Origin of the sequence: Leifsonia sp. 2MCAF36 (assembly GCF_052115525.1) — a bacterium.
In the GTDB taxonomy this organism is placed as follows: Bacteria; Actinomycetota; Actinomycetes; order Actinomycetales; family Microbacteriaceae; genus Leifsonia.
In genome coordinates, this window is the sequence record NZ_JBFRGV010000011.1 from 23,226 (window position 1) to 35,898 (window position 12,673).

At 72.1% G+C, this 12,673-nt stretch carries 11 protein-coding genes; 4 read left to right on the top strand and 7 right to left on the bottom strand.

All coding sequences use genetic code 11. The features are described 5' to 3' along the window. Positions 1 to 67 precede the first annotated feature (67 nt). Positions 68 to 964, top strand: a complete 897-nt coding sequence (locus AB4079_RS16175; RefSeq protein ID WP_441788343.1) for an arginase family protein — start codon at positions 68 to 70, stop codon at positions 962 to 964. 116 nt (positions 965 to 1,080) lie between these two features. Here the strand turns inward: AB4079_RS16175 and hutI are convergent, their stop codons facing one another. From hutI to hutH, 3 genes are all read right to left on the bottom strand, one after another. Beyond that, positions 1,081 to 2,238, bottom strand: a complete 1,158-nt coding sequence (gene hutI, locus AB4079_RS16180) for an imidazolonepropionase (RefSeq protein ID WP_441788344.1) — start codon at positions 2,236 to 2,238, stop codon at positions 1,081 to 1,083. Then, positions 2,235 to 3,905, bottom strand: coding sequence for a urocanate hydratase (gene hutU / locus AB4079_RS16185; protein ID WP_441788345.1), 1,671 nt, complete (start codon positions 3,903 to 3,905; stop codon positions 2,235 to 2,237). Before hutU ends, hutI begins: the two co-directional genes overlap by 4 nt. 100 nt (positions 3,906 to 4,005) lie before the next feature. After that, entirely contained in the window at positions 4,006 to 5,538 is a 1,533-nt protein-coding gene (hutH, locus tag AB4079_RS16190) for a histidine ammonia-lyase (protein WP_441788346.1), read from the bottom strand. A 121-nt stretch (positions 5,539 to 5,659) separates the two neighbouring features. Here hutH and AB4079_RS16195 point away from each other — a divergent pair, with 121 nt between their 5' ends. Further along, a complete protein-coding gene (locus AB4079_RS16195) occupies positions 5,660 to 6,418 on the top strand; it encodes an IclR family transcriptional regulator (protein WP_441788347.1) in 759 nt (252 codons plus the stop codon). A gap of 12 nt (positions 6,419 to 6,430) precedes the next feature. Here AB4079_RS16195 and AB4079_RS16200 read toward each other — a convergent pair whose 3' ends face one another. Beyond that, positions 6,431 to 6,904 carry a GNAT family N-acetyltransferase gene (locus AB4079_RS16200; RefSeq protein WP_441788348.1) on the bottom strand — a complete coding sequence of 158 codons (474 nt, stop codon included), beginning with the start codon at positions 6,902 to 6,904 and terminating at the stop codon, positions 6,431 to 6,433. A 93-nt stretch (positions 6,905 to 6,997) separates the two neighbouring features. Further along, positions 6,998 to 7,516, bottom strand: a complete 519-nt coding sequence (locus AB4079_RS16205; protein ID WP_441788413.1) for a Dps family protein — start codon at positions 7,514 to 7,516, stop codon at positions 6,998 to 7,000. 248 nt (positions 7,517 to 7,764) lie between these two features. On the opposite strand from AB4079_RS16205, the gene AB4079_RS16210 reads away from it, so the two are divergent. After that, positions 7,765 to 8,271, top strand: a complete 507-nt coding sequence (locus tag AB4079_RS16210) for an Hsp20/alpha crystallin family protein (protein ID WP_441788349.1) — start codon at positions 7,765 to 7,767, stop codon at positions 8,269 to 8,271. A 77-nt stretch (positions 8,272 to 8,348) separates the two neighbouring features. Here AB4079_RS16210 and AB4079_RS16215 read toward each other — a convergent pair whose 3' ends face one another. Further along, positions 8,349 to 8,768, bottom strand: coding sequence for an SRPBCC family protein (locus AB4079_RS16215; protein ID WP_441788350.1), 420 nt, complete (start codon positions 8,766 to 8,768; stop codon positions 8,349 to 8,351). 23 nt (positions 8,769 to 8,791) lie between these two features. Beyond that, positions 8,792 to 10,336, bottom strand: coding sequence for a phytoene desaturase family protein (locus AB4079_RS16220; protein WP_441788351.1), 1,545 nt, complete (start codon positions 10,334 to 10,336; stop codon positions 8,792 to 8,794). A gap of 265 nt (positions 10,337 to 10,601) precedes the next feature. Between AB4079_RS16220 and AB4079_RS16225 the strand changes: the two genes are divergently transcribed. After that, a complete protein-coding gene (locus tag AB4079_RS16225) occupies positions 10,602 to 12,623 on the top strand; it encodes a DEAD/DEAH box helicase (protein ID WP_441788352.1) in 2,022 nt (673 codons plus the stop codon). The last annotated feature ends 50 nt before the right edge of the window (positions 12,624 to 12,673 follow it).

Here is a 12,673-nt window from a genome sequence, read left to right on the forward strand (position 1 = left end):
CGGAATCCCAGACGGTCGATGGCTTGCCGTCGGTCGCGCGGCCGTGCCGCGTCGCTAAGGTCGCGGTATGAGCGAGCAGGGACTCTCCGTCGATCCGCTGTGGCCGCGCGCCGGGGGCTGGCCCCCTCTGGGAGCCGAGGGCGCCGACCTGACGCTGATCGGCATCCCGACGCACGAGACGTCGCTGTCGCCGACCGGCGCCCACGCGACACCGGCAGCCGTGCGGGAGGCGCTGCGGCGGTACTCGACGTTCGTGCCCGGACTCGATGTGGAGGCGCTGCGGTTCGCCGACGCGGGCGACGTGGCGTCGCCCGACGGGCCGGGGGGCCGGGAGCGCGCGATCGCCGCCGTTGCCGAGGCGGTCGGCAGGTCGCGGCTGACGGTCGCGGTCGGCGGCGACAACTCGCTCACCGTGCCGGTCGCCCTCGGGGCTGCGGGCGATGAGCTGGCCACGGCCGGGCTCATCACGCTCGACGCGCACCACGACCTCCGGGACGGCCGGTCGAACGGCTCGCCCGTCCGGGAACTGCTCGAGGCCGGCCTGGACGGCCGACGTGTCGTGCAGATCGGCATCGCCGACTTCGCCAACTCCGCGGCCTACACCCGGCGCGCCACAGAGCACGGCATCACGGTGGTCACCCGCGACGCGCTGCACACCCGGCCGATCGAGGACGTCATGGCGGAGGCGCTGGAGATCGCCGGCGCGGCGGGCGGACCGGTCCACGTCGACCTGGACGTGGACGTCTGCGACCGCTCCGTCGCGCCCGGATGCCCAGCGTCCGTCCCGGGCGGGCTCGCCGCCTGGGAGCTGCGCCGCTTCGCCCGCCTGGCGGCAGCGTCCCCCCTGGTCCGCTCGATCGACATCGCCGAGGTCGACGCGACCGCCGACGCCCCCGACGCCCGTACCGTCCGCCTGGCCGCCCTCCTCGTCCTCGAGGCCGCCGCCGCCCTCCCCCTGCGCTGACCCCGCCCCCGCGCCCTCCGCCCCCACCGTCGAGTCCTCACAAAGTGCACACTCGGACGGCGTGTCGCGTGCACTTTGTGAGGACTCGACGGTGGGGGGCCGGGAGGGGGGCGAGGCTAGGCGCGGAGGGTTCGGGCGACGAGGGGGACGCCGGGGCGGTACGCGAGGTGCACGTAGGAGGGCGCGCGGAGCACAGCGAGGTCGGCTCGGGCGCCCACACGGAGGTGGCCGACGTCGTCGCGGCGGAGGGCGGCCGCTCCTCCCAGGGTCGCGGCCTGGAGCGCCTCGGCCGGGGTGAGCCCCAGTTCGCGGACGCCCAGCGCGATGCAGAACGGCATCGACGAGGTGAACGACGACCCGGGGTTGCAGTCGCTCGCCAGCGCGATCGTGACGCCCGCATCCAGCAGCCGCCGCCCTGACGGGTACGGGTGCCTGGTCGAGAACTCGACGCCGGGAACGAGCGTCGCGACGGTCTTCGATGCGGCGAGCCCCTCGACGTCGTCGTCGGTCAGGTAGGTGCCGTGGTCGACGCTCGCCGCATCCAACTCGACGGCCAGCGCAACGCCGTCGCCGGGGCCGAGCTGAGCGGCGTGCATGCGGACGCCGAGTCCGCGCCGGGCTCCGGCGGTCAGGATGCGCCGGGCCTGTTCGACCGTGAATGCGCCCGTCTCGCAGAACACGTCGATCCAGCGCGCGTGGGGCGCGCACGCGTCGAGCATGGGACCGACGACGAGGTCGGTATACGCCTCCGGCTCGTCGGCGAACTCCGCCGGGACCACGTGCGCTCCGAGGAAGGTGGTCTCGTCCGTCACCTCGCGGGCGAGCCGCAGCAGGCGCTCCTCATCCGCCACGGTGAGGCCGTACCCGCTCTTGATCTCGAAGGTGGTCGTGCCCTGGGCGTGCAACTCTGCGACCAGACCGGCCAGGCGTGCCCGCAACTCCCCGTCGGTCGCGGCGCGCGTTGCAGCCACCGTCGACCGTATTCCGCCCGCGGCATACGGCTGCCCTGACATCCGTGCTTCGAACTCCGCCGACCGATCGCCCGCGAAGACGAGGTGCGTGTGCGAGTCCACGAACCCGGGGATGACCGCGGCACCGTCGACGTCGATGACCTCGTCCGCGTCCGAGCGCGGCGCCGACGCGGCAGGGCCGGTCCAGGCGATGCGCCCGTCGACGGTGAGCACGGCGGCGTCGGACACCACCCCGAGCGGTCCGGGATGCGCGGGATCGAACGTGACCAGCTCGCCGATCCCGGTGACCAGCGTCGCGGTCATCGGCGGGCCGTCGCCTGTTCGCGCATCGGGATGCGCAGCCCGCGTTCCTCCGCGACCTCCACCGCTCGGTCGTAGCCGGCATCCACGTGCCGCATCACGCCCGTCCCCGGGTCGTTGGTCAGCACCCGCTCGATCTTCTCCGCCGCGAGCGCCGTGCCGTCCGCGACGACGACCTGGCCCGCGTGGATGCTGCGCCCGATCCCGACGCCGCCGCCGTGGTGCAGCGACACCCAGGTCGCTCCGGATGCGGTGTTCAGCAGGGCGTTGAGCAGCGGCCAGTCGGCGATGGCGTCCGAACCATCGGCCATCGACTCCGTCTCCCGATACGGGGAGGCGACCGAGCCGGAGTCCAGGTGGTCGCGGCCGATGACGACAGGCGCGGAGAGCTCACCGGAGGCGACCATCTCGTTGAAGCGGAGGCCGGCGAGGTGCCGCTCCTTGTATCCCAGCCAGCAGATGCGCGCGGGGAGGCCCTCGAAGTGCACCTTCTCGCCGGCCTGGGTGATCCAGCGCCGCAGGTGCTCGTCCTCCGGGAACAGCTCGAGCACGGCCCGGTCCGTCGCCGCGATGTCGGCGGGGTCGCCGCTGAGCGCCGCCCAGCGGAACGGTCCCTTGCCTTCCGCGAAGAGCGGCCGGATGTAGGCGGGAACGAAGCCGGGGAAGTCGAACGCCCGGTCGTAACCGCCCAGCTGCGCCTCCGTGCGGATCGAGTTGCCGTAGTCGAAGACCTCGGCCCCCGCATCCTGGAACCCGACCATCGCCTCCACCTGCGCGGCCATCGAGCGGCGGGCGTCGTCGGTGAACTGTTCGGCGTCGGCGGCTGCGCGGTCGTGCCACTCCTCCACGCTGTAGCCGATCGGCAGGTACGAGAGCGGGTCGTGCGCGCTGGTCTGGTCCGTCACGATGTCGATCGGGACGCCGCGGCGCAGCAGCTCGGGGAAGACGTCGGCGGCGTTGCCGACGACTCCGATCGAGACGGCCTGGCGTGCGTCCTTGGCGGCGAGGCTCTGCGCGATGGCGTCGTCGAGGTCGGTCGCGAGCACGTCGAGGTAGCCGTGGTCGACGCGCCGCTGCAGGCGGGTGCGGTCCACATCCACGATCAGGACAGCCCCGCCGTTCATCGTGACGGCGAGCGGCTGCGCGCCGCCCATCCCGCCGCAGCCTCCGGTCAGGGTCAGGGTGCCGGCGAGGGTGCCGTCGAACCTCTTGCGGGCGACCGCGCCGAACGTCTCGTAGGTGCCCTGCAGGATGCCCTGCGAGCCGATGTAGATCCAGGACCCGGCGGTCATCTGGCCGTACATCGTCAGCCCGAGGGCCTCCAGCCGGCGGAACTCGGGCCACGTCGCCCAGTCTCCGACGAGGTTCGAGTTGGCGATGAGCACGCGCGGCGCCCACTCGTGCGTGCGGAAGACGCCGACGGGCTTGCCGGACTGCACCAGCAGCGTCTCGTCCGCCTCCAGGTCGCGCAGCGTGAAGACGATCGCGTCGTACGCCGCCCAGCTGCGGGCGGCCCGGCCGGTGCCGCCGTAGACGACGAGGTCGTCCGGCCGCTCGGCCACCTCGGGGTCGAGGTTGTTCATCAGCATCCGCAGCGGTGCTTCGGTCTGCCAGCTCTTGGCGGTGAGCTCCGTGCCGCGCGCCGCGCGAACCGGTCGTGCTCCATCCATCTTCGTGTGTCCTTTCAGCTGTTCATCGCTTCCTCGGTTAATCCGTTTCACGACGGCGAGTCGATGGATTAAGTGAGGAAGCGACGGTGGGGTCAAAGGGTCAGGGGAGGGGGAGGGAGGCGCGGAGGGCGCCGGAGGTGACGAGGGCGTAGGCGGCCTCGATCTCGGGCGAGAGATGGCGGTCGGGGCCGGGGCCGGGGACCGTGTCGCGGAGGGTGGCGATGACCGCGCCCGTGGCGGGGCCCGGCTGCAGCGGGGCGCGCAGGTCGGCACCGCGCGCGGCGGTCATCACTTCGATCGCGATCACGCGGGCGAGGCCGTCGAGGGCGCGCCGCAGCTTGCGGGCGGCCGCCCAGCCCATCGACACGTGGTCCTCCTGCATGGCCGACGAGGGGATGCTGTCCACCGACGCCGGCGCGGCCAGCCGCTTCAGCTCGGAGACGATGCCCGCGGCCGTGTACTGGGCGATCATCAGCCCCGAGTCGACGCCGACCTCGTGCGCGAGGAACGGCGGAAGGCCCTGGTTGCGCGCGGGGTCGAGGAACCGGTCGGTGCGGCGCTCCGACATGCTCGCCACGTCGGCGACGGCGATCGCGAGGAAGTCGAGCACGTAGGCGACCGGCGCGCCGTGGAAGTTGCCGTTCGACTCGACACGGCCGTCCAGCGTCAGCACGGGGTTGTCGACCGCCGACGCCAGCTCGCGGCCGGCGACCAGCTCGGCGTGGGCGAGCGTGTCGCGCGCGGCGCCGTGCACCTGCGGCGAGCAGCGCAGCGAGTACGCATCCTGCACGCGGGTGCACTCCGGGCCCTTGTGGCTGGCGACCAGCGGAGAGTCGGCCAGCATCGCCCGGATGTTCGCCGCGGACACCGCCTGCCCGGCCTGCGGCCGGAGCCGCTGCAGGTCGTCGGCGAAGACGGCGTCGGTGCCGAGCAGGGCTTCGACGCTCATGGCCGCCGCGATGTCGGCGTCGGTGAGCAGACCGTGCAGGTCGTGAATGGCGAGCGCGAGCATCCCGAGCATCCCGTCGGTGCCGTTGATGAGCGCCAGCCCCTCCTTCTCCGCCAGGACGACCGGCTGGATGCCCGCAGCGGCCAGTGCGTCGGCCGCATCCATCAGCTCGCCGTCGACCCGGACGCGGCCTTCGCCCATCGCCGCGAGCGCGCAGTGCGCGAGCGGAGCGAGGTCGCCCGAGCAGCCGAGCGAGCCGTACTCGTAGACGACCGGGGTGACGCCGGCGTTGAGCAGGGCGGCGTAGGTCTCCACGGTCTGGGGTCGTGCGCCGGTGCGTCCGGTCATCAGCGTGGAGAGGCGCAGCAGCATCAGCGCACGCACGACCTCCCGCTCGACCTCCGGTCCCGAACCCGCAGCGTGCGAGCGGACCAGGCTGGCCTGCAGCTGGGCGCGCCGGTCGCCCGGGATGAACGTAGTGGCGAGCGCGCCGAAGCCGGTCGAGATCCCGTAGTGCGGCTCGGTGTCGTCCGCCAGGGCTTCGACGATGGCGCGGGATGCGGCGACGCCGGCGAGGGACTCGGCGTCGAGTTCGATCCGGGCGCGGTGGCGGGCGACAGCGACGACGTCGTCGACGCTGAGAGGGCCGGCGCCGACGGTGACGGTGGTCTGGGTCTGGAGCATGCTCTGATCCTCCCGCCGCGGCCGCCTCGGGCGCACGAGCTGTAGGCTGCTCGGTGTCCGGTATCCCAGACGACGCCCGTCGTCCGCCGACCCGGCACGAGCGCGACGGAGGGTGGATGCGATGAGCAAGGTCCCCGCCGCCGAGAACACGCTGCGCATCCTCGGCTACCTGGGAACCCAGCGCGGACCGGCCCCGGCGGCCGCGATCGCGACAGCGCTGGGGCTGCCGCGCTCGACCGTGTACCACCTGCTCGCGGTGCTCGCCGAGCACGGCTTCGTGCTCCACTTCCCGGAGGCGAAACGGTACGGACTCGGCGTCGCGGCCTACGAGCTGTCGAGCGGCTTCTCGCGACAGCAGCCGCTCAGCCGACTGGGCCGACCCATCGTGGCAGCGCTCGTGGATGCGATCGGCGAGTCCGGTCACGTCGCCGTGCTGCACGGCCGTGACGTCGTCTACATCGTGGAGGAGCGCGCACCCCGCCGGCCGCGCCTGGTGACGGATGTGGGCGTCAGGCTGCCGGCGCACCTCACCGCGAGTGGCCGTGCCCTGCTGGCGACCCTGCCTCGCGAGCAGCTGCGCGCGCTGTACCCCGACTCAGGTGCCTTCGAGGACCGCACCGGCTCCGGCCCGCACTCGTACCCGGAGCTCCGGCGCGTCGTCACGGAAGCGCGCGAGCGCGGCTATGCCACCGAGGACGGCGATGTGACGCCCGGCTTCGCCTCTGTCGCCGTATCGGTGCGCGACCACGCCGGCTGGCCGGCGGCCGGCATCGCGGTCACCTTCCCGCGTGATGCAGTGCCGCCGGGCGAGTGGGATGCGCTCGCCGCGCGCGTGCGCGAGGCGGCGGCAGAACTGTCCCGACGCATCCGGGGCAGTTGAGGAGGAACGCGCTCAGCGGGCCGAGACGGCCAGCGGCTTCCCGTAGCAGATCGAGTGGCGGCCACCGACGTAGTCGCCGAAGTTCGGAATGCGCTCGTAGCCGGCGCGCTCGTACAGCGCGATCGCGGCGTGGTGCAGCGTGCCGGTCTCCAGGCGGAGCTCGGCGATGCCTGCCTCCGCGGCCGCCGCCTCCACGGTGGCCAGCAACCCGCGGGCCAGTCCCCGACCGCGCGCGTCTTCGTGGACGAACATCCGCTTCAGCTCGGCGTACGAAGCCGCCTCCGAAACCACGAGCGCGGCGATCCCGAGCGCCCGGCCGTCGGTCCGGGCGACGAACAGCGTGACTCCGGGCTTCTCGAGCTCGCCGACATCGAGCAGGTAGCAGCTCTCCGGCGGGTACAGGCCCAGCGCGAAGTCGTCGCTCAATCGCAGCAGAGCCTCGACGTCGGGCTGGCGCGGCGGCTCTGGGCGGATCTCGGTCGGCATGCGTCCGATGCTAACCGCCGAGTGTGTCCGCCGCATTACGCGCGAGGGGATGCGGCCCCGCGCGTGGCGGGCGCCGCATCCCCTCGCCACGGGTCAGGCCCGGCTGGGTGTGCGGTTCTCGGCGCTGACCATCCAGGCGTACTGCTCCAGGCGCTCGATGATCGCGTGCAGCAGGTCGGCCGAGGTGGGGTCCTCCTCGTCGACGTCGTCGTGGACGTCACGCATGGTGCGGACGACGGCTTCGAGCCGCTCGGTGATCAGGTCGACGGTCTCACCCGTCTCGACCTCGCCGTTCGGGAACTCCGGCAGGCTGGTCTGCTCCGCCACGGTCGCGCTGCGGCCATCGGGCGTCGCGTGCAGCGCCCGTAGGCGCTCGGCGACGGTGTCACTGAATTCGCGGGCGGCTTCGACGATCTCGTCGAGTTGGAGGTGCAGGTCGCGGAAGTTGCGTCCGACGACGTTCCAGTGCGCCTGCTTGCCCTGCAGGTGCAGCTCGATCAGGTCGACGTGCACGCGCTGCAGGTTCTGCGCGAGCTCCACCGAGGCGACGAAGCCGTGTTCGGCGTGCTCCCGTCGGGTGGGGGCCACGCCGACGGCGCTGGTGCGTCGCACGGCGGGGGTCTTCGGCGCGCTCTTCTTGGCGCTGGGCTTGGTGCTCGTCTTGGTCTCGCTTGCGGCCACGATGGGTCCCTTCTGCTCGATTTCTCCAGGAACGATAGGCCCGCCCGGGCCTCGGCGGAAGCGGGTTGACACCGCTCCGGAACCCTTGGCACTCTCCGCACGAGAGTGCTAAAATCTGTGGTCGAAAAGGAGGTCCACGGGGCCTCTCATCAGCTCAATTGAAGAAAGGGGTACATCCAATGGCCATGTCGTTCGATCCTTTCTCCCAGTTGGACCGGATCGCACAGAGCGTCTTCGACACCAGCCGCCAGCCGCGCATCATGCCGGTCGACCTGTTCCGTGAAGGCGACCGCTACATCCTGAACGCGGACCTGCCCGGGGCCGACCCGGCGTCCGTGGATGTGGACGTCGACGGTCACCTGCTCACCATTCGCGCGGTGCGCAGCGCCGCCGATCGGGACGGAGCGCGGTGGCTCGCTCAGGAGCGCCCGTACGGTGCCTACATGCGGCAGTTCACGATCGGCGACGACGTCGATCCGGACGGCATCACCGCGTCGTACGACAACGGCGTGCTGAGCGTCATGATCCCGGTGGCCGAGCGGGCCAAGCCGCGGAAGATCGCGGTCGAGTCGACTCGGCGCGAGTCGACCGGAGGCGAATCGAGGCGGATGGAGTCGTCGAGAGGCGAGACCCTGCGGGTCGAGCCGTCGCGCGAAGGCGGTGGCAGGGCGGTCTCGGCCGGCTGAGCCGGGCGGACCTGCTCGGCCCGGCGTATCGCAGGGGAGGGGCGCGTCGCCAGGCGGCGGCGCGTCCTCCCGCGGCGTCAGGCGGTGGCGCGACCTCGCGCCACCCACTCCAGCCGGCGCAGCGCCTCCGCATTGCGCACGTGCAACAGTGTGTCCGTGATCACCGCCGGGAGGCGCGTGACCGCACCCGTGTACGGATGCTCCTCGATGCGGACGATGCAGCCACCGGCCCGCGGCTTGACCTCGATGACGACCCGCTCCGTGCCGAACGGTCGTGTCTTCGCCTCAAGCACGAGCCGGTGCGGCGGGTCCCACTCGTCGATCCGGGTCTCGTCGTTGAGCACGAGCGGCCAGACGCCGATGGAGTGGTGGAGGCGCGAGCCGACCGCGGGGTAGCGGTCGTCGGCGGCGCGCAGCCGGGAGGCGCCGACGACCCAGGTGGGATAGACCCACGGGTCGGCGAGGACGGCGAAGACCTGGTCGGGTGTGCATGCCATGCGGCGGACGTTGACGGACATGTTCACTGCTCCGGGAGGGTGTTGGGGCGGATGGCGTCCGGCACCAGGGGTGCGGCGGGCGCCGGGATGGTCTGGCCGGGACCGGGCGACAGGTCCGGCATCCGGGTGAACCCGAAGTCGTGGCGGAGCGCACTCCGTGCCGCGTAGTAGCCGCCCAGGCCGTGCACCCCGGGTCCAGGGACGGCCGAGGCGGAGGCGAGGTACAGTCCGCGACCCGGCATGCGCCACGGATCGGAGGAGAGGACGGGACGCGCGACGAGTTGCGAGAAGTCGGGAGCGCCGGCCGAGATGTCTCCGCCGATGTAGTTCGGGTTGTGCTGTTCCACCTGCACGGCATTCATGGTGGAGGTGCCGATGATCAGGTCGCGGAACCCGGGGGCGAACTGCTCGATGCGGCGGATGATCGCCTCCGTGCGGTCCTCCGTCGATCCGCGCGGAACGTGCGTGTAGGTCCAGAGCACGTGTTGCCCGGCCGGTGCGCGTGAAGCGTCGAACAGTGTCGGCTGCGAGAGGAGCACATAGGGCGGCTCGCTGTGGCCACCGGCCGCCACGGCGTTCTCGGCGCGCGCCACGTCGCGGCGGGTGCCCCCGAGGTGAACGGTCGCCGTCTCGTACAGGTCGGGATTCGTCCAGGGAACCGGCCCAGACAGCGCGAAATCCGCCTTGAACACCCCGTTGCCGTCGCGGAAGCGTGCGATGCGGCGCAGGTAACCGGCGGACAGCCGGTCCTCGCCGAGCCGGGCCGCCGTCGCGACGTGCGTGTCGAACACGATCACCCGGGCGTCGGGGAGGTCGGCCAGCGAGTCGACCGGTGTCCCGGTGACGATCTCGCCGCCGTGCGCGCGCACATCCGCCGCCATCGCCTCCGCGATCGCCTGGCTGCCGCCCACCGGGATGGGCCAGCCCCGTGCATGCGCGTAGGTGGCAAGGGTGAGGCCCGCCGCTGCCCCCGCAACGCTCGGAAGGGGAACGGTGGTGTGCGCGAAGACGCCGGCGAGCAGGGCACCAGGCGCCTCGGTGCGGAACGGCAGATCCCACCACGGGCCGCCCTGCGCCAGGGCGGTCAACCCGAAGCGGGCGGCGACAAGTGGATGGCGTGGCACCTGAAGCAGCTGCGAGCCCGTGAACTGCGCCACAGCGTCCGCCTCGCGCACGAGCGGGCCGAGCAGTGCCCGCCAGGCGGGACCGTCGACGCCGAGCGAGTCGGCGGTGCGCTCCAGGTCGCGGTACGCCATCGCGACTCGGCCGCCGTCGAGCGGGTTGCCGTAGGACGCGGACGGGACCACGAACGGCACCCGCTTGTCCAGTCCGAACTTTCGGAAGAATCCGGAGGCGAACGCGAGCGGGTGGACGGCGGAACAGATGTCGTGCCGGAAGCCGGGCAGCGTCAACTCCTCGGTGCGCAGGCCGCCGCCGATGGTCGCGTTCCGCTCGTACACCCGGACCGAGAGGCCCGCGCGGGCGAGCGTCACGGCTGCGGAGAGGCCGTTCGGACCCGAACCGATGACGATCGCATCGAGCCCGTCGGCGGAGGTGGATGCGCTCATACCTCCCTGTATACCCCGAGGCTGCTCGTCCGCAGAGGGCGATCAGCAGTCCCTTCTCAGCATTCATCCGCTAGTGTTGGTCAGTCGGCTCTTGACACTGCGCGATCAGCGCGGATGGGTTTGTCAGTCAAGTGGGCCGGTTCTGCACCCGACAGGCGGTGCAGATCACACAATCGTGAACGGCCCCGGACACAGTTCGCCGGGGAAACATTCGGTGCGCTCAGGCGTGCCGCCGAGCACTCGACAAAACCCAGGAAGCACATCCATGCCCGGATTTAGCAACGACCGACGATCGCAGCCCTCCCGCGGCGGCGCCCCGAAGAGCGGCAGCCGCAGCCCCAAGCACCGCGGCTACCGCGCCGAGGAGCCGGCAGACGGCAAGAAGGCCCGCTGGACCACGGAGGACCGCGCCGCGCGCGGCCGCTCCGCCTTCGGCACGCGTGACGACAGCGCCGGCACCCGCCGTGGCGCCGCTCCGCGCGGCGAGCGCCCCAACTGGGAGCCTCGCGGCAAGGACGCCCGCCGCACGGAGCGCGAGTGGGAGGACCGCTCGCAGCGCCAGGAGCGTCCGCGCCGCTCGTCCGACGACCGTGCCGACCGCCCGCGTCGTGACGCCGACGAGCGTCCGCGTCGTGACTTCGGTGACCGTGCCGACCGTCCGCGTCGTGATTTCGGTGACCGTGCCGAGCGCCCGCGTCGTGACGCCTCTGACCGTCCGCGTCGTGACTTCGGTGACCGTGCCGAGCGTCCGCGTCGTGACGCCGACGACCGTCCGCGTCGTGACGTCGGTGACCGCACGGAGCGTCCGCGTCGTGACTTCGGTGACCGCACGGATCGTCCGCGTCGCGACGTCGGTGACCGCGCCGATCGTCCGCGTCGTGACTTCGGCGACCGCACGGAGCGTCCCCGTCGTGACTTCGGCGACCGTACCGAGCGTCCCCGTCGTGACTTCGACGAGCGTCCGCGCCGTCAGTTCGACGACCGCGCCGAGCGCCCGCGCCGCGACTCCTCCTTCTACCCGTCGCGCGACGAGAAGCCGGCCTTCACGCCGACCGACGACGTGGTGCTCGAGCGTCTCGAAGCGGACGCCATCCAGGCACAGGATGTCGAGGGTGTGACCTTCGCCGACCTGGGCCTCGGCGGCAACATCGTCCGCGCGCTCGCCGACCTCGGAGCCGACAAGCCCTTCCCGATCCAGGCCGCGACGCTTCCCGACGTGCTCGCCGGCAAGGACGTCCTCGGCCGTGGCCGCACCGGCTCCGGCAAGACCATCGCCTTCGGAGCCCCGCTCGCCGAGCGGCTCATGCAGCTGTGGGCGGACTCCGGCAAGGCCGGCGGCAAGCGTCAGCTGGGCCGCGCACCGCGTGCGCTCATCCTCGCGCCGACCCGCGAGCTCGCGCTCCAGATCGACCGCACCGTCCAGCCGATCGCCCGCAGCGTCGGCCTTTTCACCACGCAGATCTACGGAGGCGTGCCGCAGGGCCGCCAGGTGGGCGCGCTGCAGCGCGGCGTCGACATCGTGATCGGCACCCCCGGTCGCATCGAGGACCTCCTCGAGCAGGGCCGGCTGGACCTCAGCGAGGTGCAGATCACCGTCCTCGACGAGGCCGACCACATGTGCGACCTCGGGTTCCTGGAGCCGGTGCAGCGCATCCTGCGTCACACCGCCGACGGTGGCCAGCGCCTGCTCTTCTCGGCCACGCTCGACTCGGGCGTCGCCAAGCTGGTGGACGAGTTCCTCGTCGACCCGGCCGTGCACGAGGTGGCGGGCGAGGACCAGCAGTCCTCGACCATCGACCACCGCGTCCTGGTCATCGAGCACCGCGACAAGGGCGCCATCATCGAGCAGCTCGCCGACCGCGACGGCAAGACGCTGGTCTTCGCCCGCACCCGCGCGTTCGCCGAGATGCTCGCCGACCAGCTGGACGACGCCGGTATCCCCGCCGTCAGCCTGCACGGCGACCTGAACCAGTCGCGCCGTACGCGCAACCTGGCCCAGCTCACCAGTGGTCGAGTGAACGTGCTGGTCGCCACCGACGTCGCCGCCCGCGGCATCCACGTCGACGACATCGACCTGGTGATCCAGGCGGACGCACCGGACGAGTACAAGACCTACCTGCACCGCTCCGGCCGCACCGGCCGCGCCGGAAAGCAGGGCACGGTCGTCACACTCATCCCGAAGCAGCGTCAGCGCCGCATGACCGACCTCCTCGGCCGCGCCGAGATCGAGGCCGACTTCGTGTCGGCCGCGCCCGGTGACGACGTGCTGCTCACCTTCGCGCAGTAACCACCAGATCGGTCTCGCTCAGCCGTCGTCGCTGGGCAGACGGAGACTGT

What these genes read in the sequence shown, in the direction of transcription:
- hutI (WP_441788344.1), bottom strand. Translation starts at nt 2,238, where the DNA reads ATGACCGCGACGCTGGTCACCGGGATCGGCGAGCTGGTCACGTTCGAT.
- AB4079_RS16225 (WP_441788352.1), top strand. Translation starts at nt 10,602, where the DNA reads ATGCCCGGATTTAGCAACGACCGACGATCGCAGCCCTCCCGCGGCGGC.
- AB4079_RS16200 (WP_441788348.1), bottom strand. Translation starts at nt 6,904, where the DNA reads ATGCCGACCGAGATCCGCCCAGAGCCGCCGCGCCAGCCCGACGTCGAG.
- hutH (WP_441788346.1), bottom strand. Translation starts at nt 5,538, where the DNA reads ATGCTCCAGACCCAGACCACCGTCACCGTCGGCGCCGGCCCTCTCAGC.
- AB4079_RS16175 (WP_441788343.1), top strand. Translation starts at nt 68, where the DNA reads ATGAGCGAGCAGGGACTCTCCGTCGATCCGCTGTGGCCGCGCGCCGGG.
- AB4079_RS16195 (WP_441788347.1), top strand. Translation starts at nt 5,660, where the DNA reads ATGAGCAAGGTCCCCGCCGCCGAGAACACGCTGCGCATCCTCGGCTAC.
- AB4079_RS16210 (WP_441788349.1), top strand. Translation starts at nt 7,765, where the DNA reads ATGGCCATGTCGTTCGATCCTTTCTCCCAGTTGGACCGGATCGCACAG.
- hutU (WP_441788345.1), bottom strand. Translation starts at nt 3,905, where the DNA reads ATGGATGGAGCACGACCGGTTCGCGCGGCGCGCGGCACGGAGCTCACC.
- AB4079_RS16220 (WP_441788351.1), bottom strand. Translation starts at nt 10,336, where the DNA reads ATGAGCGCATCCACCTCCGCCGACGGGCTCGATGCGATCGTCATCGGT.
- AB4079_RS16215 (WP_441788350.1), bottom strand. Translation starts at nt 8,768, where the DNA reads ATGGCATGCACACCCGACCAGGTCTTCGCCGTCCTCGCCGACCCGTGG.